Source organism: Micromonospora sp. WMMD987 (assembly GCF_029581435.1).
GTDB classification, from domain to species: domain Bacteria; phylum Actinomycetota; class Actinomycetes; order Mycobacteriales; family Micromonosporaceae; genus Micromonospora; species Micromonospora rifamycinica.
On sequence record NZ_CP120861.1, the window covers coordinates 3,734,819 to 3,755,005 of the forward strand.

The 20,187-nt window shown below is 74.7% G+C and carries 16 protein-coding genes; 5 read left to right on the forward strand and 11 right to left on the reverse strand.

Annotated elements, in window-relative coordinates; all coding sequences use genetic code 11:
* Positions 1 to 215 precede the first annotated feature (215 nt).
* The 10 genes from O7612_RS15770 to O7612_RS15815 form a co-directional block, all read right to left on the reverse strand.
* On the reverse strand, positions 216 to 896 hold the full coding sequence (locus O7612_RS15770; RefSeq protein WP_282265168.1) for a DUF305 domain-containing protein: 681 nt from the start codon (positions 894 to 896) through the stop codon (positions 216 to 218).
* Between the two features lie 23 nt (positions 897 to 919).
* Positions 920 to 1,675, reverse strand: coding sequence for a lytic polysaccharide monooxygenase (locus O7612_RS15775; RefSeq protein ID WP_282265169.1), 756 nt, complete (start codon positions 1,673 to 1,675; stop codon positions 920 to 922).
* Positions 1,676 to 1,893: 218 nt separating this feature from the next.
* On the reverse strand, positions 1,894 to 4,011 hold the full coding sequence (locus O7612_RS15780; RefSeq protein ID WP_282265170.1) for a transporter substrate-binding domain-containing protein: 2,118 nt from the start codon (positions 4,009 to 4,011) through the stop codon (positions 1,894 to 1,896).
* Positions 4,012 to 4,325: 314 nt separating this feature from the next.
* Positions 4,326 to 7,376 carry a M48 family metalloprotease gene (locus O7612_RS15785; RefSeq protein ID WP_282265172.1) on the reverse strand — a complete coding sequence of 1,017 codons (3,051 nt, stop codon included), beginning with the start codon at positions 7,374 to 7,376 and terminating at the stop codon, positions 4,326 to 4,328.
* Between the two features lie 94 nt (positions 7,377 to 7,470).
* A complete protein-coding gene (locus O7612_RS15790) occupies positions 7,471 to 8,106 on the reverse strand; it encodes a hypothetical protein (protein ID WP_282265173.1) in 636 nt (211 codons plus the stop codon).
* Between the two features lie 172 nt (positions 8,107 to 8,278).
* Positions 8,279 to 9,346 carry a zinc-binding dehydrogenase gene (locus O7612_RS15795; protein ID WP_282265174.1) on the reverse strand — a complete coding sequence of 356 codons (1,068 nt, stop codon included), beginning with the start codon at positions 9,344 to 9,346 and terminating at the stop codon, positions 8,279 to 8,281.
* Positions 9,346 to 9,708, reverse strand: coding sequence for a hypothetical protein (locus tag O7612_RS15800; RefSeq protein WP_282265175.1), 363 nt, complete (start codon positions 9,706 to 9,708; stop codon positions 9,346 to 9,348). The genes O7612_RS15795 and O7612_RS15800 overlap by 1 nt, the downstream gene beginning before the upstream one ends.
* Positions 9,705 to 10,568 carry an extradiol ring-cleavage dioxygenase gene (locus tag O7612_RS15805; RefSeq protein ID WP_067308360.1) on the reverse strand — a complete coding sequence of 288 codons (864 nt, stop codon included), beginning with the start codon at positions 10,566 to 10,568 and terminating at the stop codon, positions 9,705 to 9,707. Before O7612_RS15805 ends, O7612_RS15800 begins: the two co-directional genes overlap by 4 nt.
* Positions 10,569 to 10,604: 36 nt before the next feature.
* Complete coding sequence (locus tag O7612_RS15810; protein WP_282265176.1) at positions 10,605 to 11,402, reverse strand: citryl-CoA lyase; 798 nt, start codon at positions 11,400 to 11,402, stop codon at positions 10,605 to 10,607.
* Positions 11,384 to 12,544, reverse strand: coding sequence for a CoA transferase (locus tag O7612_RS15815; protein ID WP_282265177.1), 1,161 nt, complete (start codon positions 12,542 to 12,544; stop codon positions 11,384 to 11,386). Before O7612_RS15815 ends, O7612_RS15810 begins: the two co-directional genes overlap by 19 nt.
* 249 nt (positions 12,545 to 12,793) lie before the next feature.
* Here O7612_RS15815 and O7612_RS15820 point away from each other — a divergent pair, with 249 nt between their 5' ends.
* Positions 12,794 to 14,254, forward strand: a complete 1,461-nt coding sequence (locus O7612_RS15820; protein WP_282265178.1) for an amidohydrolase family protein — start codon at positions 12,794 to 12,796, stop codon at positions 14,252 to 14,254.
* A gap of 59 nt (positions 14,255 to 14,313) precedes the next feature.
* Positions 14,314 to 15,129, forward strand: coding sequence for an IclR family transcriptional regulator C-terminal domain-containing protein (locus O7612_RS15825; protein ID WP_282265179.1), 816 nt, complete (start codon positions 14,314 to 14,316; stop codon positions 15,127 to 15,129).
* A 28-nt stretch (positions 15,130 to 15,157) separates the two neighbouring features.
* Here the strand turns inward: O7612_RS15825 and O7612_RS15830 are convergent, their stop codons facing one another.
* Complete coding sequence (locus O7612_RS15830; RefSeq protein ID WP_282265180.1) at positions 15,158 to 15,808, reverse strand: TetR/AcrR family transcriptional regulator; 651 nt, start codon at positions 15,806 to 15,808, stop codon at positions 15,158 to 15,160.
* Between the two features lie 200 nt (positions 15,809 to 16,008).
* Between O7612_RS15830 and O7612_RS15835 the strand changes: the two genes are divergently transcribed.
* The 3 genes from O7612_RS15835 (at position 16,009) to O7612_RS15845 (ending at position 20,171) form a co-directional block, all read left to right on the forward strand.
* Positions 16,009 to 17,175, forward strand: a complete 1,167-nt coding sequence (locus O7612_RS15835) for an acyl-CoA dehydrogenase family protein (RefSeq protein ID WP_282265181.1) — start codon at positions 16,009 to 16,011, stop codon at positions 17,173 to 17,175.
* Positions 17,165 to 18,304, forward strand: coding sequence for a CaiB/BaiF CoA-transferase family protein (locus O7612_RS15840; RefSeq protein ID WP_282265182.1), 1,140 nt, complete (start codon positions 17,165 to 17,167; stop codon positions 18,302 to 18,304). The genes O7612_RS15835 and O7612_RS15840 overlap by 11 nt, the downstream gene beginning before the upstream one ends.
* A 256-nt stretch (positions 18,305 to 18,560) precedes the next feature.
* Positions 18,561 to 20,171: an RICIN domain-containing protein gene (locus O7612_RS15845; RefSeq protein WP_282265183.1), complete on the forward strand. Its 1,611-nt coding sequence runs from the start codon at positions 18,561 to 18,563 to the stop codon at positions 20,169 to 20,171.
* Positions 20,172 to 20,187 lie beyond the last annotated feature (16 nt).

Genomic DNA, 20,187 nt, shown 5'->3' on the forward strand with positions numbered 1-20,187 from the left:
CCGATTCCGTCGGCAGTTCGCTTCGGATCGCCGGCTATCGCGCCGGATCTGTCGCGGTAATGGTGACCGGTTGTGGATTCTGCTTTTCGCGCGGTTTTCCCGGGTTGGGGATCCGGCGGGACCGGTGGTCAGTTCCACGGCGGCTCCGGGATCAGGCCCGGCCGGCCGCCGGCCGGCGGACCCCGGTGCGGGTCACCGGCCGGTACGGCCGCCGGTCAGGGCGTGGGCCGGGCGACCGGTAGCGCGGCGAGCAGCCGCACCTGCGCCGTCCGCGACTCGTCGATGCGCCGGGCCAGGTCGCGTACCACCGGGGAGACGGCCAGCGCCAGATGGGCACGGGCCAGTTCCGCGGCCTGCCGTTGCTGCGGTGCCAGCACCGCCACCAGAGCGGCGTCGTAACCGGCTACCGGGGTGTCCCGCAACCGGGCCACCGGGTCGGCGTCGCCGGTCGACCCCGGGTGCTCGTGCCGGTGCCCGTCGGGGTCCGGCTGGGCGGCCCGGATCCACTCGCGGGCACGGGCCACCTCGTCGGCCTCGGTCGCCTCCACCGCCGCGACGAGGGTCCGCAGTGCCGGCTGACGGATCCGTTCCGGGGCGACCCGCAGGATGGCCAGGGTGCGTTCCTGGTGGGCCGTCATCGCGTGCAGGAACACCAGGTCGAGCCCGCTGACCGCGGCCGGCGGCCCCGATCCGGTCGCGGCCGGACGCGGCGGGTCGGCCGGGTGGGCGGCGGGCGCGCACCCGGCGAGCGCCAGGCCCACCACGACCAGCGCGACAGCCAGGCACCGTAGCGCCGTCGGACGGGGCGCGGTCGGTCCGCACGCTACGACGGTCGCCCGTCGTCCGCCCCTGCCGAACCCGCCCGACCGCCCCCGCCCCTGCTCGACGACACCCATCGGGACACCCCGACGCGGCCGGGTCAGACCTGGGTCCACAGGGCGGGCACGTAGGGGGGCTCCCAACCGGGGAGGGCGGTGTGCGCCTGCCGGCACCGGTAGCCCACCCCCTGGTAGGTGACCAGGTCACCGACCTGGTAGCTGCGGCCGGCGGCCCAGGTGCCGCCGGCGGTCGGCGCACCGGTCGGGGTGGCCGGCGGCGGGGTGGCGGTGCGGGTCGGGGTCGGGGTCGGGGTGCGGGTCGCGGTGGGGCTCGGGGTCGGTCCGCCCCCGCCGATCTGCACGTCCACGCAGGAGTAGAAGGCGTTGGCGGTGTCGGAGATGTTCCAGACGGCGAGGATCTTCTGTCGACCGGAGAAGCCGGCCAGGCTGACGGTGTGCGCCACGGTGGCCTCGGGTTGCCGACCGCCCCCGTCGACGATCCCGACCCGGGTGCCGCCGATGAAGTACTCCCAGTTGCGGGTGGCGTGCCGGGCGGTGTTCACCCAGGTGAAGGTGACCGTGCTGCCGACCGAGGTGGCCGGCCAGCCCCGGGCGTCGTCGTCGAGGACGGCGAACTGGGTGATCCCGGCGCTGCAACTGCGCAGTCCCTTCACCCCTTCGACACTCTGCGGCTCGTACCGGATCTGGCCGCAGTCCGGCACCTTCCCCTGGGCGCAGAGGGCCTGGCGGCTGGGTGGGGCGGAGACGTAGCCGTGGGCCTGGGCGGGCAACGCGAGGCCCAGCGAGGTGACGACGGCACCTGTCGCCACCAGGGGGACGGTGATGGTTCGACGCATGACGCACTCCTCGACGGTCGAGCCGGTCCGGACGTGCCCGGTGGACCTCGGGTGGTCCCGGGCCGTCCGACGACCCCGCACCCGGTCGGATCGGATCCACCTCGGAACGATTGCCATCACGGTAAATTAAAGTTTGTTAACAGTAAAGCGTCCTTACGAATTTTCTCCGTTCGGCCGGTGGACACCGGGGAGCCGACCACCCGCGAGGGCGGCCGAGCCTAGCCGTCGAGGCGCAGCAGGCAGCGCGGGTCCTGCACCGTCGTCGGCCGCTGCCGACGGGCCAACGCCTTGAGCAACGACTCCCGCAGCGGCAGGTCGAAGAGTTCCGCCGAGTCGCCCGGCAGGTCGACCAGGCTGGGGCAGGACACCCGCGACCTGATCTGGTCGTTGGCGACGATCTCCACCCCGCCCCGGTCGGACAGTACGGTGGTCGACTCGTCGTCCGTCGAGACGACGTACCCGCGTAACTGGCGGGTCGGCGGGTCGGTGTCCGGATCGTTCGGGGCCGGTGACCCCGACGGGGCGGGGGTGGGCGGCGCGGCCGTCGGCACCGCCACCTGGATCGCGGTGGACGGCAGGATCGGCGTGCTCACCACCGCGTACAGCACGCCCAGCGTGAGAAGGACGGCCAGCAGGGCCGCGGCCCGGACGAAGGCGGCCACCTGCCCCGGACGCAACGGTCCGGTGGCGCGGGTGAGCAGCAGTACGGCCGGCCAACCGGCGATCAGGGCGAGAACCTCCTCCCCCTCGGCGAGAGCCGCCCCGACGGCCGCCCCGACGACTACGACGTAGAGCGGCAGGCCCACCGCCACCCAGCCGCGACCCGGCCGGCGGCCACCGACCCGGCCGGCGGCCCCGCGCCGACCGACGACCCGCAGCGCCAATGCCCAGGCCGGGACGAACACCAGCGGGGTGCTGGCCGCGGCGGCCAGGATGCTGCCCCACACCGCCCATCCCGGTGCCCGGTCCGTCCAGCGGGCCACCGCGTACCGGTCCCGCAGCCGCCGCCGGTCGGCGCCGTCGACCGCCGCCCCGAGCACCATCGCGCCGATGGTGAAGACCAGGGCGGGCAGAGCGGGGAAGACCCACACCACGGAGAGGCTCACCGCGGCGAGGAAATTGATCGGGTTGATGCTCTGCGCCAGCATCAGGGTGAACTGGCGGTCACCACCGGACTGGATCCACAGGTACAGCGCGGAGACCGCGACCGGCACACCGACCAGCAGCGACCACACCCCCGGCGCGGCGCCGCCCGGCCCCGGCTCGCCCGCCGGGGTGTCCCCGACGCCGGCCGGCCGGCGGGTGACCGTCCGCCCCGACGTGCGGCGGCGTCGCCGGTGTGCCAGCGTCCGCCCCCGGCGGGACCTCCCCGCCACCACGGGCGACACCGCCGCCGGCAGGCCGACGATCCCACCCGTGCCGTCCTGCCCGTCACTGCCGTCGCGCAGCAGCCGCCCCGGCGCGTACGGCTGCGAGCCGGCGAACCCCGCCTTGCGCAGGGTGGCGTCCATCGCCTTCTCCCAGGCCCCGGACTTCTTCTTCCGCAGGCTGGCCACCAGGAACGAGTCGACCAGAGCCTTCAGCGCGGGATCGTCGCGGGCCACCCCGATGCCGTACGCGATCGTCGCCATGCCGGGGAACGGGACCACCTTCCACCCCCGTCCCGCGGCCCAGACCAGGCCACGCAGCAGGATCTCGTCACCGACCACCGCGTCGGCCCGGTCGGCGCTGACGGCGGCGAGGCAGCGCCGCAGATCCGGGGCGAGCAGCAGCGGGTGCCCCGACCGCGCGGCGTCGGCCGCGGCGGCGGAGCCCGGCACCACGCACAGGCGACCCGGCTCCGAGCCGGGTGGCCAGCCGGTACGGGTGGCCATCACGGTCTCGCCGATCAGGTAGGGGCCGGCGAACTCGACGACCCGTTGCCGCTCCGCGGTGATCACCAGGCCGCCGAGGAGGACGTCGACCCGACCCGAGGTCAACGCGTCCAGCCGCTCCGTCGACTCCAGCGGCACGAACTCGGCGGAAACCCCGATCGACCGGGCCAGGAAGGTGGCCAGGCTGGCGTCGAAGCCGGTGAACTGCTTCTGGGCGTCCGGGTCCTTGGTGCCCGGGTCCTTGACCGGCGTGCTCAGCAGCGGTTGGTCGGCCAACACCCCCACCCGCAGCTCGCGACCGGCGATCGAGGACCGCCGCAGGTAGTCCGCGATGGTGGGGCTCTTCGACGCTACCAGGGAGAACGCGGCGGTGGAGACGGCCACCAGCGCCAGGGCGAGGAACGGACCGGTGCCGCGCCACGGATCCCTCCGACCGGACAGACGGCGGGCGCGCAGACGCATGGCACCATCCCGGCGGGTGACGAGCGGCAGCGGACCGGCCGCGATCGGTTCTCCGAACCTGTCCACATCGGAGTCGTCAGTCAGATCATCAGGCGGTCGATCCGCCCGCATCCCCCGGTCGGCCACATCGGCTGTCGGCAACCGGACCCGGTCGCACCGGTCGTCCTCCCCGTGGCAGCGCACCGCCACCGGCCGGTCGTACGGCGTCCGGCCCGGACCCGGTGTCCGACCGGGCGGGCAGGGGCAACGGCCCGCCGGGTTCCGACCGGCAACCAGCCGCGCGGTCGGGTGGCCGGGCCGGCGAATGCCGACGGTCAGGGCCGGTCGAGGGCGTCGACCACGGTGGTCACCACGTCGGCGAGCAGCCGCTCGTCCAGTGGCTCCGCCACCGCGACCACCGAGACGGCGACCAGGTTGTGCCCGACCCGTACCAGGACGAGGACGCTGGCGCCGGTGATCCGGCTCCGACCGCCGCCGACCGCCAGGGCGTAGTCGACCCGCCAGGACTGTTCGCCCAGCGCGGGGACGGGCCGACCCCCGACGGTGAACCGCACCCCGCCGGCGGTGAACCGTCGACAGGCGGTCCGGGCGGCCTCGGCGGCGGCGAACACGGCCCCGGGCACCGGCTCGGCGTACGAGGTGACGTCGACGGCCACCGTGGTCGAGGCGATGCCGAGCCGGCCGGGCGGGGTGGCGTACCTGGCCTCGCCCCGGGCACGTTCCCCCGACCGGAGCCGGTCGAGGTATCCGCTGCGGGCCAGGGGGCGGCAGTCGGCGGGCTCGATCGGGTCGTCGCCCTCGGGGGTGACCGGTCGGGTCACCCAGGACCCCGGCAGCGCCGACCGGGCGGCCCGGCTGACGGCCCGCGCCTCGGCGGTGGTGAGCCGCCTTCCCGGGACGGACGAGGTGCCGGACGCCGGGCCGACGGCAGTCGGCCGGCCGGGCGGCGTCCCGCCCGGCGAGGTCGGCAGGGCCGGCGGGGCCGCCGCGGTCGGCTGGGACCGTGGCACGGACGGTGTGCCGGCCGCCGGCAGCGGCACCCGGGTGCCGGGCACCCCCGGCCCGAGCGCCAGCAGCGTCAGCGTCACCGTGGTCAGCGCCACCACCGGCGGCAACGACCGTGCCGGCACCGGCCACCGGCGGCGGTCGACCCGGCCGGGCCGGGACAGCAGCAGGAACGGCACGCCGAGGGCGGTCAGGTACAGCAGCCAGACCAACGGGTTGCCCACGGTCAGCCGGAACGCCGGTCCGTCGGCGGAGCGGCCGGCCAGCACCGCGTCGAGGTACTGGAGCAGCGCGGACCCGAGGGTCGTCGCCACCGCGGCGGGCAACGCCCGGCCGAGCCGGTCCGCCATGCCCCAGGTGATCGGGCCGGACCCGGCCGGGCCGCACCCGGACGCGGTGTCGGGTGAGGAGGCGGTGGCTGCGGGGCCGGGGTCGGTCGCGGACCCGGCCGCAGTGCCCGCGCCGGTCCCTGATCGCGGGCGGGTCGCGGTCGCCAGCAGGACGACCCCGCCGGCCAGGGCGGTGAGCAGCCAGCGGGCCTGCGCGTCGGCCACCGCCTCGTCGAGGCTGCCGGGCGGGGCGAGCCGGAGCTGCCCGACGGCACCACCCGTGCAGACCAGCACGGCGACCGCGACCACCCGGACCCGCGTCGACCGGGCCACCCGACGGACCCTGGTGACGGCGGACCGGCGGCCGTTCGGCGGCCCGCCGGTCGGCCGACGCCCGGTCAGGCTCCGCAGGGCGAGCAGCGCCGGCAGCCCGAGGGCGGGCAGCAGCCAGCCGGTGGCGGGCAGGTCGTAGGCCAGCCAGCTCCGGACCAGGTCGGGGTCGTGCCACAGCGGAGGGAGCCCGGGTACCGGCCACAGCACCGCGACCGTCACGCCGAGGGCGCTCGCGTACCCGGCGAACCACCACCGGGCACCCGACCGGGCGAGTGCCGCCGCGACGAGCACGCAGAGCCCGACCGCGCCGGCACCGAGCACCGCCGTCACCACGGCGAAGGCCAGGCTCGCGGTGGCCCCCCGGTCGAGGAAGAGGTCAGCACCGCCGGGCAGGGGCAGCCAGGCGGTGCCGAGGGTCGCCACGAACAGGCCGACGCCCGTCCCGGCGACCGGTCGCCACCAGCCGACCGTCGCCCCGGACCGGCGGGCCGTGGCCGCCCGGCGGCGCAGCGACGGCAACAGCCCGCCGACGATCAACACCGCGCCGACCCAGACGTCGACCAGCCGGGGCAGCCAGCCCAGCGCCGGATAGTGCCCGTTCATGACGAGTTCGTGGACGGCGGCCATGGTCACCACCGCCACCGCGCCGACCGCCACCCCCTGGACCAGCTCGCCGGCCCGCCGGTCGGCCGGCTCCCGCAGCGAGCGGATCCGTTCCGCCGCGGTCGGATGCCGGGCGAACAACCGACGCCACAGCGCCGGCGACCGCCGGTCGACGCCGACGCCGACGCCGACGCCGGAGCGCAGCAGGGCGGTCAGCGCCCCGGCCGGGCCGCCGGCCGCCGCGTACCGGTCCGCGGCACGTTCGCGCGCCCGCAACAGCGCCGCCGCCAGCACAGCGACCAGGCCGGCCAGCAGCCCGGCCCGCAGGAACGCACCGGCGACGACCGCGTTCGGTCCGAACGCGCCGATCTCCAGCAGGCCGCCGACGGCGACCGCCGGCAGCGGCAGCCAGACGAGGGCCCGGACGGCGGCCACCCACGTCACGTCCCGCGCCCGGACATGCGCCAGTTCGTGCCGCACCACCGGGTCGAACCGGTGCGGATCCCGGTACGCCACGGCGAGCCCGACCGGGAGGACGACGGTCGGCCGCCGGCCGACGAGACCGACGGTGAAAGCCTGCCGGACCGGTGGGCCGGCGATCAGCAGGCGCGGCCGGTCCCGGCCGGTCAGCTGCTCGGCGGCGCAGAGCGCGCCGAACCGCCGCGCCGCCGCCTCGACGGTGAAGCGGCCACGATGGCGGCGCAGTCGCCACAGGTCGGCCGCTGGCACCGCCACCAGCAGCACCGCCGCGCCGGCCAGCACGACGGCGACCGCGACGAGCAGCACCAGTGCCCGCTGGCGGGCCGGTGCGGCCAGGCAGTCGGTGAACCCGGGCGGCACCGGGTTCGCGGCGGTCGCCCCGGAGGCCCGCTCACAGGCGGCGAAGGCCACCGCCCAGGGCAGGCTGCGGGACCGGTCGGCGAGGAAGTACAGGTCCCCCGCACCGACGCCGACCGCACCGAGGGCCGCCACCACGAGCAGGTACCACCAGCCCAGCCGTTCCGGTACCGCGGCGGGATCCCGGCGGAACGCACCGACCGGCCCGGCGTCGACGGACCCCGCCCCGGATGCCCCGGCCGGGTCGGTGGCGGTCATCCGGCCGGAGAGGGCGGTCGGGTGTCGGCCGGGTCGGTGGCGGTCATCCCACCACACCGCCCACAGGGGACGGTCGGGTTGCCGGCCGGCTCGGTCACCGGTCGTCCGACGTGACCGTCGCGCCGACCGCGGCGTCGGCGAGCAGGTCGGCCGCCTCCGGGGTCAGACCCAGCGCGAGCGCGTGTCGCCGGCACGCCGCCCGCAGCCGGGCCGCCTGCTCGGCGGTCAGCTCCAGCGGCTCCGTCGGCGACGGCGCCGCGGCCGGCGGGGCGGTCTCTGCCTGCCGTATGGCGGGCGGGGCGTCAACGGCCTGCCGTACGGCGGGCGGGGTGGTGTCTGCCTGCCGCGCGGCGGACGCCGGGTCGTCCGCCGGCCCGGCGGCCGCGGGGGTCGACCCCGAGCCAGCCGGCGGCGTCGGGTCAGCGCGTCGGCGGCGGCGACGCCAACCGGCGCGGATCCCGGCCCCGATCCCGGTCGCCCCGAGGACGAGCACCTCGCTGCTGGCGGCGGCGACCGCCTGGAGGAACAGTTCGCTGACCAGTGAGGTGTCGATGCCGAACCCGACCGCGCTGCCCGGTGCCCGGGAGGTGCGGGCGGGACGTGCGCCGCCGGTACGCCAGTCGACGGCGACCGTGTCGAAGACCTCCAGCTCCTCGGGTGCGTACCGGGTCACGGCCGTCCGGGCGGCGTCAACGACGAGGACGGCGAACTGCGGGGGAAGATCGGGCACCGGTCCATTTTCGCGCTGTCGGGCAAGCCGACAGCAGCCGACGGTCAGGAATCGGTCAGCCGGCGAGGCGGGACGGGCCGGGCAGCGCAACGGGCCGACGTCAGGCGGTCGGGCGGGTCGGGTCAGGCGAGGCGGGACGCGTCGGGTGGGACGGGCGAGGCGGCGGGGCGGATTAGTCGGGTGGGGGCACCAGCACGATGCGGCCGGCGGCAGTGCCGGCCCGCTGGTCGTCCCAGGCCTCCGCCGCCTCGGCCAACGGCCGTACCTGGTGGGCGACGGTCAGCCGGCCGGCGGCGGCGTGCCCGGCCACCAGGGTGATCGCCGTCGCGCGTTCGGCGGCGGTCAGCTCGTTGTTGGTGTAGCCCAGGATCCGCAGCGATCCGCCGCGCAGGGTCGCCGAGTCGATCGGCGCGGTCGGCGCGGCCGAGCCACCGAGGTTGACCAGCCGCCCGCCCGGGGCCAGGGCGCGCAAGGCCGCCGCCGCCGGCACCCCGAACAGGGGGTCCAGCACCAGGTCCACCGGGCCGTCGGCGGCCTGCCGGAAACGCCGGGCCAGGGTCTCCGGCTCGTCGTCGGCGGTGAGCCGGACCACCGCGTCCGCGCCGGACCGGCGCGCGGAGTAGACGGCGGCGTCGGACCGGCAGGCGGCCACCACCCGCCCCGCCCCGGCGAGCCGGGCGAGCTGCACCGCCGCCTGGCCGACCGCGCCACCGGCGGCCAGCACCAGCACCACCTCGCCGGGGCGCAGGCCACCGCGCAGGGTCAACGCCGCCCACGCGGCGACCGCCGAGAGCCCGAGGGCCGCCACCAGCCGGTGGTCGGCCCCCGGTGGCAGGGGCACCGGGTCGGTCGCGGGGACCACCGCGTACCCGGCCAGGCTGCCGTCGCCGGGGGCCATCCCGGCCCGGGTCGGGAACCAGACCGGGGTGCCGTCGTCCAGCGTGCCGACGCCCTGCACGCCGGGGACGTACGGCAGGGCCGGGGCGCCCAGATAGGAGGTACCCGAGGCGCAGAGCAGGTCCAGCGGGGTCAGCGGCGCGGCGGTGACCCGTACCGACACCTCGCCCTCGGCCGGGACCGGGCGGGGGCGCTCGACCACGACGGGCGGCTCGCCGTGACCGGTGACGACGACGGCGGGCATCGACGCCGCAGCGGACACCGGCGCGCCGTCCGGGCCGGCGGTCGCCGACGCGGCAGCGGGACCGGCCGTCGGCGGCGTGTCGGCGGGGTCGGCGGTCATCAGGTGGCGATGTCGGGGTAGGGCAGCGAGAAGTGGGCCAGCCGCAGGCCGTACTGCTTCTGGTAGGCCATCGGCTCGGGGTGGTCCCGCTCGAACATGGCGATGAACAGGGTGAGTGTCAGGAACGGGTGCGCACCGAGGGCGAAGAGCCGGACGTGGTCGTGGGTGGCCAGCGCGTCGCGTTCCTCGTCGGTGAAGCGCAGCCAGGTGGACGCCTCACCGGCGTGGCAGTTCAGCACGGCGTTGGCGCGTTCGGCCTCCCACCAGGTCACCGTCGCGTGCGGGTCGGTGCGGTAGCGCTCGACCAGTTCCGGGTCGCGGTCGACGGTGTAGAGGAACTTGTCGACCAGGTAGCGGCTCATGCCGGCGCTCCGTTCGGGTACCAGGTGAAGTACGCCTCCATGGTGTGGAACAGGTCCAGGGTGTCCACGTGGTCGGCCTTGGCGCCCGCGCCGGCCACCCCCATCATCAGCATGAAGTCCATGAAGCCGTGGGTGGCGTTACCGGGGGCGTGCAGGCTGTCCAGGGTCACCTCGGACAGGCAGCCGTCGAGGTCGCCGTTGGCGATCCACTCCACCGCCCGGCGGTCGAACTCCGGGTCCGGCCCCTGCGGGCCGAACTGGCGCGGTCCGCCCAGTTCCAGCGACAGGTGGCCGGTACCGATGACGGCCACGCGCAGGTGGCTGGGCCAGCTCTCGACGATCTCCCGGATGGCCGCGCCGAGCTGCACGAACCGTTTCGGCTGCGGCAGCGGCGGGGCGAAGATGTTGGTGTAGATCGGCACGATCGGCAGGTCCGCCTCGGGCCGCAGCGTGATGATCGGGCAGGTGATGCTGTGGTCGATCCGCAGCTCGTTGCTGAAGGCCAGGTCGAACCCGGCGTCCAGGCCGGCGCGCAGCACGTGGGCCGACAGGTCCTCCTGGCCGCGCAGCAGCATCCGGGGCAGGCCGAACTCGCGTTCCTCGTTGTACCAGTTGGCGTCGTAGAACGGGGCCTTGCCGACCAGGAACTGCGGCATGTTGTCCAGCCAGAGCTGGTGGAAGTGGTCGGAGCCGACCATCACCAGCACGTCCGGATTCGCCCGGGTGAGGGTCTCCCGGAACGCGAGGATCTTGCGGGCCCACTCGTCGGCGAACGGGGGCCGGTCCTCGCCGGTGGCGGTGGTGGCGCGGTAGTAGAACGGATGGTGGGTGGAGGCGATGACCGCGACGACCTGGGCCATGGCCGCTCCTCTCGCAGACGGTGGAGGTTGGGGGGATCAGTCGGCGTCGTCCGGCACGTACCGGGCGTTGCGGTCGACGGTCTGGTAGATGTCCATGCCGAGCGGGCGGCGGCGCTCCTCGGCGAGGTGGCCGAGCAGGCCGGCGGTCCGGGCCAGCAGGGCGAAGCCGCGCAGCAGGTCGATCGGCAGGCCGAGGTCGGCCAGGGCCGCGCCGCACACCCCCGCGCCGTTGAGCGGCAGGGTGCGGCCGAGCACCTGCGGGTGGACCCGGCCGATCGCCTCGAACAGCCGCAGGTGCGGCCCGCGCAACCCCTCCTGCTCGGCGATCGCGATCAGCACCGGGGTGCGCGGGTCGGTCTCCTTGTGCACCGGGTGGCCGAGGCCCGGCACCAGACGCCTGTCGGCGCGGGCGGCGCGCACCGCGTCCAGGGCGACGGCGTCCCAGCCGGCATCGTCGGTGGGCAGGTCGGTGACACCGGCGAGGGTGTCGGCCAGGAACCGGCCGCAGTCCTCGGTGACACCGAGGAAGCGGGAGCCGCCGCCGAGCAGACCGGCGGCGATCGCGCCCTGCAACGCCTCCGGGGCGCTGAGGTACGTCAGCCGGGCGGCGATCGCGGTGGGGGTGAAGCCGTGGTCGGCCAGGGCCACCAGGACGGTCTCGAAGACGCGCACCTCGCCGGGGCCGGGGCGACGCCCGGCGACCAGCCAGAACGCCAGTTCGCCGAAGCCGACCCGGCCCATCAGGTCGCCGGCCAGGTCCTGGCCGAGCAGCCGGATGGTGGTCGGGTCGGAGGTGCCGATCGAGGTCGGGAAGTCTAGCTGCCGGTCAGCCACGCGCGGATCTCCTCGCCGTGTTCGTCGAGCGCGGGCGGCGGGGTGCCGTACCGCGCGGGGGTGTCCGAAAGGGTGATCGGGTGCCGGATGCCGGGCACCGCGGCGGCGCCCTCGCCGACGGTGACCACCGGGTCCAGCCCGAGGCGTTCGGCGAGGGCGACCCCGCCGTCGATGGTGTTGATCGGGGCGCAGGGCACCCCGGCGGCCATCAGGTCGGTGAACCACTCGTCGCGGGTACGGCGGCGCAGCCGCTCGACCAGCAGCGGGCGTAGCGCCTCCCGGTTGGCGGTGCGGTCCTGGTTGCGGGTGAACCGGGGGTCGTCGACCAGTTCCGGCAGGTCGAGCACCTGGCAGAGCCGGCGGAACTGTCCGTCGTTGCCGGCGATGACGATCAGCTCGCCGTCGGCGACGGGCAGCGGCTCGTACGGGAAGAGGCTGGGGTGGGCGTTGCCCATCCGGAACGGCACCACCCCGCCCGCGACGTAGCCGCTGCTGTGGTTGACCAGCCCGGACAGCGCCGAGGAGAGCAGGTTCACCTCGACGTGCTGGCCGCGCCCGGAGTCGTGCCGGTGGTGCAGGGCGGCGAGGATGCCGATCGACGCGTGCAGCCCGGCCATCACGTCGAACACGGAGATGCCGGCCCGGTAGGGCGGGCCGTCCGGGTCGCCGGTGAGGCTCATCAGCCCGGAGATCGCCTGCACCATCAGGTCGTAGCCGGGGTAGCCCGCGCCCGCGCCGGTGCCGAACCCGCTGATCGAGGCGTAGACCACCCGGGGGTTGCCGGCGGCGACGGTGTCGTAGTCCAGCGCGAAGCGGCGCAGCCCGCCGGGCTTGAAGTTCTCGATCAGGACGTCGGCCCGGGCGGCCAGCCGGTGGGCCACGGCGAGGTCGTCGGGGTCCTTCAGGTCGAGCGCGATGGACCGCTTGTTGCGGTTGATGCCCAGGTAGTAGGTGGAGACGTCGTCGCGGACCGGGGGCATCCAGGTGCGGGTGTCGTCGCCGCCCGGCCCCTCCACCTTGATCACTTCGGCACCGAGGTCGGCCAGCAGCATGGTGGCGTACGGCCCGGCGAGGATGCGGGAGAAGTCGGCGACCACGACGCCGTGCAGCGGACCGGTCCTACCCGGTGTCTCCTCCGGCATGACCCACCCCTCACGTTGACCGTCAGGCGGACGATTGTCCGCCAAATCAGTTTCCCGACGAGCCCGCAGCACGTCAACCACCCCGAGGGAATTCCCGGGAAACTCCCAGCTATAAGCCCTAGAAAACCAACTGCCACCCGGCGGTAATGTGCTCTTGACATGGCCGGTGACCGGGAACACACTGGCGAAACCTGAACTGACCGTAGAGCGGACAGTCGTCCGCGAGCACCCCGAACGGAAGTGGCGGCGATGAGTGCGAACGAGGGGCGGACACCGGCGGCCGACCGACCGGTGGTGTTCCGCAACGGCCTGGTGCTGACCATGGACGACACCCACACGGTGCTCCCCCGCGCCGACGTGCTGGTGGTCGGCGACCGGATCGCCGCCGTCGGTGCGGAGCTGGCCGTACCGGAGGGCACCCTGGAGATCGACGCGGCCGGCGGCATCGTCATGCCCGGCATGATCGACACCCACCGGCACATGTGGCAGACCGCGATGCGCGGCTACGGCGCCGACTGGACGCTCACCCAGTACTTCGTCTGGTACTACCTGGAGTCCGGCAAGCTGTTCCGCCCCGAGGACGTCTACGCCGGCAACCTGCTCGCCGCCATCGAGGCGATCGACGCCGGGGTCACCACCACCGTGGACTGGTCACACGGCCTGCAGACCCCGCAGCACGCCGACGCCGCCGTCGACGCCCTGGAGGCGGTGCCGGGCCGGTTCGTGCTCGCCTACGGCAACCTGCAACAGGGACCGTGGGAGTGGGCCACCACCCCCGAGTTCCGCGACTTCGTCACCCGACGCATCCACGGCCGGGGCGACCGGCTCGGCTTCCAGATGGCCTTCGACGTCACCGGCGACCCGGCCTTCCCCGAGCGGGCCGCCTTCGAGGTGGCCCGGGACCTCGGCGTGCCGGTCACCACCCACGCCGGGGTGTGGGGGGCCACCAACGACGACGGCATCCGGCTGATGCACGAGCACGGCTTCATGACCGACTCGACCGTCTACGTGCACGCCGCCACCCTCAACCGCGACTCGTACCACCGGATCGCGGCCACCGGCGGCTCGGTCTCGGTCTCCACCGAGAGCGAGCAGAGCGCCGGCCAGGGCTACCCGCCCACCTGGCAGCTCCGTCAGCACGACATCCCGGTCTCGCTGTCCATGGACACCAGCGTCTGGTGGAGCGGTGACCTGTTCTCCGCGATGCGCGCCACGCTGAGCGCCGACCGGTCCCGGGAGCACCTCGAGGCGCACGGTCGACAGGAGACCGTCACCCACTGCCACCTGCGCGCCGAGCAGGTGGTGGAGTGGGCCACCCGGGGCGGCAGCCGGGCACTCGGCCTCGACCACCTCGTCGGCGCCCTCACCCCCGGCCGCAAGGCGGACGTGGTGCTGATCAAGAACGACCGGTCGCCGGTGATGTTCCCGATCCTGCACCCCTACGGCCACGTGGTGTTCCAGGCCCAGCGTGGCGACGTGCACACCGTGCTGGTCGACGGCAGGGTGGTCAAGCACGAGCACCGACTGGTCGACGTCGACCTCGCCGCCGCCCGCGCCGCCGTGGAACGCACCGTCGAGCACCTCACCGGCACCATGGGCGTCGACGCGTGGGAGAAGGGGATGAACCCGGACGTCCCCGAGACGGCGGTGCTGGACAACCCGTACACCTACACCCAGTGGGACGCCGGCTCGGCGCAGTGGAAACAATAGCCGTCCGACCACCCGGCGGGTGACCACCCGCCGGGCCGGGCAGCCAGCGAAGGGACTCCATGGGGCGCGAGACCGGATCCGACTTCATCGAGGCGCTGGCGCGCGGCCTCGAGGTGCTGCGCTGTTTCCGTCCGGGCCAGCCCACGATGACGCTCAGCGAGATCGCGGCGGTGACCGGGCTGGCCCGCCCCACCGTGCGGCGCATCCTGCTCACCCTGGAGGAGCTGGGCTACGTCCGGGCCGCCGACCGGGGTTTCGCGCTCACCCCCCGGGTGCTGGAGCTGGGCGTGGCGTACGTCAACTCGTTGGGCGTCTGGGACGTCGCCCGCCCGCACATGCGGCAGCTGGTGACCGAGACCGGCGAGTCGACGTCGCTGGCCCAGCTCGACGGCAGCGACATCGTCTACGTGTGCCGGGTGGCGGTACCCAAGATCGTCACGCTCGCGGTGACCATCGGCACCCGCTTCCCGGCCGTGGCCACCTCGATGGGCAAGGTGCTGCTGGCCGCCCTCACCCCGGCGGAGCTCACCGCCGTGCTGGCCGTCCCGGGCCGCTCCGGCATCGACGCCCGCTGGCGGCCGGACCGCGACGAGCTGGACCGGGAGCTACGCGAGGTACGGGCGCGTGGCTGGGCCCTGGCCGACCAGGACCTGGCCGCCGGCATCCGGTCGGTCGCCACCGGGGTCCGCGACGGCGACGGCCGGGTGGTGGCCGCGCTCAACGTCACGGTGCACGCCGCGGAGACCTCGCTGGAGCGGCTCACCGACGAACACCTGCCCCGCCTGCTGCGCACCGCCGCCGAGATCAGTCGGGACTGGGCGCGGCTCGACACCGTGCCGATGACCGTGCAGCCGCCCGCGGGCCGCCCGGACTGAGCCGGGACACGGCGGACGACGGCGGGGCTCAGCCGGACGGGGGGCGGACCGACGCGGGACGGTCGTCGGCGATGGCGGGGAAGACCTGCTCGACGATGGTCAGCAGGGTGGTGGTCAACAGCAGGTGCACCTGGGACCGGTCCAGGGTGCCCCGCTGGAGCCACTCCCGGGCGGTCGAGGTGGCCAGCCCGCCGTACGCCCGGATCATGCCGCGCAGCTCCGTGCGGTGGGTGGTCACGTCGGCCAGCCCCACCGCGACGAGCACGCTGTCCGCCGCGACCTCCTCGGCCCCGGCCAGCACCAGGGCGACGTCGGGGTCGTGACCCATACCCCCGGCGGTCACGGCGGCCAGCCAGGAGCCGCGGTGCCGGGAGACCACGTCGAGGAACCAGGTGACACTGGCGTCGACCCGGGTCCGCAGGTCCCCGGCGGGCAGCCGGGCGACGGCCACCTCGGGAACGGTCACCATCACCCGGACGACCTCGAGGTAGAGCTGCTTCTTGGTGCCGAAGTAGTGGTTGACCAGGCCACGGGCCACCCCGGCCGCGCGGGCGATGTCGGTGGTCGACACGTCCGCGTAGGGACGCTCGCCGAACAGCCGGACCGCGCAGGCGAGGATCTGGCCCCGCCGGGCGTCGGGCTCCAGCCGCCGTCGCCGGGGTGCGGTGTCAACGCTCACCCGGCGACCCTACCGGCCGCCCGGTGGGGCGGGATCCAGGTCGGGGCCGGTCCCGCCAGCCGGGCGGGCCGGGCGACCGGCGGCGCGGCTGTCCCGTCGCGCGCGGGCCGACCGGTCCGCCGCGCGGGCCGACCACCCCGCCGCCTCCTCGATGATCAGGACTCGTTGACACATCGCCAACACGACGTGAGGGTGTAACCATGCCGACGCCCGGACTCGACCACTACACCTCCCCCTGGCGCGAGCCCGAGCACGACGACCTCGCCGACCTGGCCCGGGACTTCTTCACCCGGGAGGTGCTGCCGCACACCGAACGGCTGCTGGCCCAGGGCCACCCGGACCGTGACCACTACCGGCGGGCCGGCGAGCTGGGCCTGCTCGGTCTCTCCGTCCCCGAGGAGTACGGCGGCGGGGGCGGCGGCTTCAGCCACGAGGCGGTGCTGCTGCACGAACAGGCGCACGCCGGGGAGAGCACCCTCGGCCTCGGTGTGCACAGCGGCATCGTCACCGGTTACCTGGTCGCGTACGGCAGCGCGGAGCAGAAACGGCGCTGGCTGCCCGGACTGTGCCGGGGGGAACTGGTCGGGGCGATCGCGATGACCGAACCCGACGGCGGTTCCGACCTCCAGGCGATGCGGACCCGGGCCGTCCGCGACGGCGACGACTACCTGGTCACCGGGGCCAAGACGTTCATCAGCAACGGCGGTCTCGCCGACCTGGTCGTCCTGGCCGTCAAGACCGACCCGCGGCAGCGGGCCGCCGGCATCTCGCTGCTGGTCTGCGAGGTCGGCGGCGACCCGGAGGGTTTCCGGCGCGGCCGGCTGCTGTCGAAGATCGGGCTGCACGGCAACGACACCGCCGAGCTGTTCTTCGACGGTCTGCGGGTGCCGGCGGCCCACCTGCTGGGCGACGCCGAAGGGCTCGGCTTCGGCCAGATGATGCGGCAACTGCCCCAGGAGCGCCTGGTGATCGGCGTGTCAGCGGTCGCGGCGATGCAGCGGGCGGTGGAGCTGACCACCGCGTACGTCAAGGAACGCACCGCCTTCGGCAGGCCGCTGATCGACCACCAGAACACCCGGATGGTGCTGGCCGAGTGCGCCACCCGTACCCGGGTCAGCCGGGTCTTCCTCGACGACTGCATCAGCCGGCACGACCGGGGCGAGCTGGACGTGGCCACCGCGGCGATGGCGAAGGCCTGGCTCACCGAGGGGCAGTGCGAGGTCGTCGACCGCTGCCTGCAACTGTTCGGCGGCTACGGCTACACCACCGAGTACCCGATCGCCCGGATGTACGCCGACGCCCGGGTGCAGAAGATCTACGGCGGGACCAACGAGATCATGAAGGAGCTGATCGCCCGTGCCCTCTGACGCCGACGCGCCCGCCGCCGGGCCGCTGGCCGGGGTGCGGGTGGTGGAGCTGGCCAGCCTGGCGCCGGCGCCGTTCGGCTGCATGGTGCTGGCCGACCTCGGCGCGGACGTGGTGCGGGTCGACCGGCCGGGCGGTCCCGGCCCGGGGCGACTGGCCGCCCCGTCGACCGGTCCGCTGCACCGTGGCCGCCGGGTCACCGCGCTGGACCTGCGGTCCCCCGCCGGGCTGGCCGACCTGCTGAGCCTGGTCGAGCGGGCCGACGTGCTGGTCGAGGCGTACCGGCCGGGGGTGGCCGAACGGCTCGGGCTCGGCCCGGGCGTCTGCCGGGAGCGCAACCCCCGCCTGGTGTACGCCCGGCTGACCGGCTGGGGTCAGGACGGCCCGCTGGCCGCCCGCGCCGGGCACGACATCGACTACATCGCGGTGGCCGGCGCGCTGGAGCCGCTGGGTCGCGCCGGTACACACCCGCACGCCCCGCTGAACCTGCTCGGCGACTTCGCCGGGGGCGGGATGCTGCTCGCCACCGGTGTGCTGGCCGCCCTGCTGGAACGGGAACGCTCCGGCCTCGGCCAGGTCGTCGACGCCGCGATGGTCGACGGGTCGGCGCTGCTCACCGCGTTCCTGCACGGGATGCTCGCCGCCGGCCGGTGGTCCGCGCCGCGCGGCGGCAACCTGCTCGACGGCGGTGCGCCGTTCTACGACACCTACCGCACCGCCGACGACCGGTTCGTGGCGGTGGGCGCGTTGGAGCCGGCGTTCTACGCCGCGCTGCTGACCGGGCTGGGCCTGGCCGACGATCCGGGGCTGCCCGCCCAGTACGACCCGGACGGCTGGCCGGAGCTGCGCCGCCGGTTCACCGCCCGGTTCGCCGCGCACACCCGCGACGAGTGGACGGCGGTCTTCGCCGACCTCGACGCGTGTGTCGCGCCGGTGCTCGCCCCCGCCGAGGCGCACCGTCACCCGCACAACGCCGCCCGGGGTACCTTCGTCGAGGTGGGGGGCGAGGTGCAGCCGGCGCCGGCGCCCCGGTTCGCCCGGACACCGCCCCGGCCGCCCCGCCCGGCCCCGGACCCGACGGAACCGCTGGACGTCGCCACCATCCTCGACACCTGGCCGGCCCACCCGTGACCGGTGGCCCGACCGTCGGCACACCCTGACCGGCGCGGGCCGGTCCGGCACGGCCGTCGGTGACCGGCGGGGCCGGCCGCTGACGACAACAGCGTCGCCGACCCGACCACCGCCGGACGGCGGGAACACTGTCCCGGTCCGGCGGTCGGCCCACCCTGGTACGGGCCGGGGACGGATTGCCACGTATTCAAATAGGTCGATATGGTGCAGGCGGGAAGCGTCCGTCCCGGCGTCCCACCCACCCCGAGGGAGTCCCATGCCACCTGCCACCCCCATCCGAGGTGCCCGTCCACGGCGGCCCGGCCTGCTGGCCGTCGCCACCCTCGCCCTGGTCGCCGCCGCCACGACCGTCGCCCCGCCGGCGGCCACCGCGGCCACCGTCGACACCGGGGCCAGCTACGTGCTCGTCAACCGCAACAGCGGCAAGGCGATGGACCTGTACGACTGGTCCACCGCCGACGGCGCCCCGGTCAAGCAGTACACCCGTAACGACCTCGCCGTGCAGCAGTGGCGGTTCGTGGACGTCGGCAGCGGCTATTACCAGATCCGCTCCGCGCACAGCGGCAAGGTCCTCGAACTGCCCAACGCCGTCGACGGCACCCCCCTGGTGCAGAACCCGGCGGTCAGCGGCAACACCCGGCAGCACTTCCGGCTCGTCGACTCCGCGGGCGGCTACGTGCGGCTGCTCAACCGGCACTCCGGCAAGGCGCTGGACGTGTGGGAACGGTCCACCGCCGACGGTGCGACGATCTCGCAGTACCAGGACGTCGACGGCACGAACCAGCAGTGGCAGCTGGCCCGGCTGGGCGGCACGGCCGACTGCGGCGGCGGCGCCTTCCAGGCCGAGGCGGTGCTCAGCGGCGGCACCTGGACCGTCCGCAACGGCGGGACGACCGTACACACCGGCACCGACCTGCGGGCCGCCGTGCAGGCCGCGGTGAACAGCCTGACCGCCGGCCGGACCAGCAAGCAACGGGTGGTGGTCCGCGGCTCGGGCTCGATGAGCGCCAACTCCCGCATCTCGCTGCCCAGCTACACCACGCTCGACGTGTGCGGCACCATCAACGTCACCGGCACCGGCTCCGGCGACCAGGCGCCCGTCTACTCCCGGGGCACCACCCAGGTCGAGGTGCAGCACCTCACCCTCACCGGCACCCCGCTGTACGGGATCTTCCTGCGCAACGTCACCAACGTCGTGCTGGGTCAGCTCGACATGCGGCTCTCCGCCGGCCTCGGCGTCCGCATCGACAACCGGGGCGACACCAGCCAGTGGACCCGCAACGTGCGCATCGACAACGTGTACGTCTCGGGTGCCAGCTCGCACGCCGTCGAGACGTACGGCGTCGACGGGCTGACCGTGGGGACCGTCACCGCCCGCAACGTCGGCGAGTCCGGTCTGTTGCTCAACCAGACCATCAACGCCACGGTGTCCACGGTGGACGCCGAGAACGCCGGCACCGGCACCGGCTACGCCGCGTTCCGGATGGCCAACCGCAACGGCCGCATCGGCGACAGCTACCCGACCAACATCCGGGTCGGCACGGTCCGGGCGCGTGGCGGCGGCCGGGGCGTGTTCTGCGTCTCCGAGTCCGGTGGCGCGACGATCGACCGGGTCGACATCGCCAACACCGGCAACAACGCCGTCCTGATCGAGAACTGCTATGGCGTGAGCCTGGCCACCAACGGCGGCACGATCAGCGGCGGCGGCGAGGTGCGGCTGGCCGAACGCGCCGAGTTCCCCGGCAACCGGGACCTCACCCTGCGCAACTTCACCCTGGTGAACAACCGCATCGTGGAGAACCCCTGCGCCGACAACCTGACCATCAGCAACGTCACCCTGAACAACGCGACGATCCAGCGCTGCTGACCCGGCCGTCCGCGCC

What these genes read in the sequence shown, in the direction of transcription:
- O7612_RS15785 (WP_282265172.1), bottom strand. Translation starts at nt 7,376, where the DNA reads ATGACCGCCACCGACCCGGCCGGGGCATCCGGGGCGGGGTCCGTCGAC.
- O7612_RS15805 (WP_067308360.1), bottom strand. Translation starts at nt 10,568, where the DNA reads ATGGCCCAGGTCGTCGCGGTCATCGCCTCCACCCACCATCCGTTCTAC.
- O7612_RS15800 (WP_282265175.1), bottom strand. Translation starts at nt 9,708, where the DNA reads ATGAGCCGCTACCTGGTCGACAAGTTCCTCTACACCGTCGACCGCGAC.
- O7612_RS15825 (WP_282265179.1), top strand. Translation starts at nt 14,314, where the DNA reads ATGGGGCGCGAGACCGGATCCGACTTCATCGAGGCGCTGGCGCGCGGC.
- O7612_RS15795 (WP_282265174.1), bottom strand. Translation starts at nt 9,346, where the DNA reads ATGACCGCCGACCCCGCCGACACGCCGCCGACGGCCGGTCCCGCTGCC.
- O7612_RS15845 (WP_282265183.1), top strand. Translation starts at nt 18,561, where the DNA reads ATGCCACCTGCCACCCCCATCCGAGGTGCCCGTCCACGGCGGCCCGGC.
- O7612_RS15820 (WP_282265178.1), top strand. Translation starts at nt 12,794, where the DNA reads ATGAGTGCGAACGAGGGGCGGACACCGGCGGCCGACCGACCGGTGGTG.
- O7612_RS15775 (WP_282265169.1), bottom strand. Translation starts at nt 1,675, where the DNA reads ATGCGTCGAACCATCACCGTCCCCCTGGTGGCGACAGGTGCCGTCGTC.
- O7612_RS15815 (WP_282265177.1), bottom strand. Translation starts at nt 12,544, where the DNA reads ATGCCGGAGGAGACACCGGGTAGGACCGGTCCGCTGCACGGCGTCGTG.
- O7612_RS15835 (WP_282265181.1), top strand. Translation starts at nt 16,009, where the DNA reads ATGCCGACGCCCGGACTCGACCACTACACCTCCCCCTGGCGCGAGCCC.
- O7612_RS15780 (WP_282265170.1), bottom strand. Translation starts at nt 4,011, where the DNA reads ATGCGTCTGCGCGCCCGCCGTCTGTCCGGTCGGAGGGATCCGTGGCGC.
- O7612_RS15770 (WP_282265168.1), bottom strand. Translation starts at nt 896, where the DNA reads ATGGGTGTCGTCGAGCAGGGGCGGGGGCGGTCGGGCGGGTTCGGCAGG.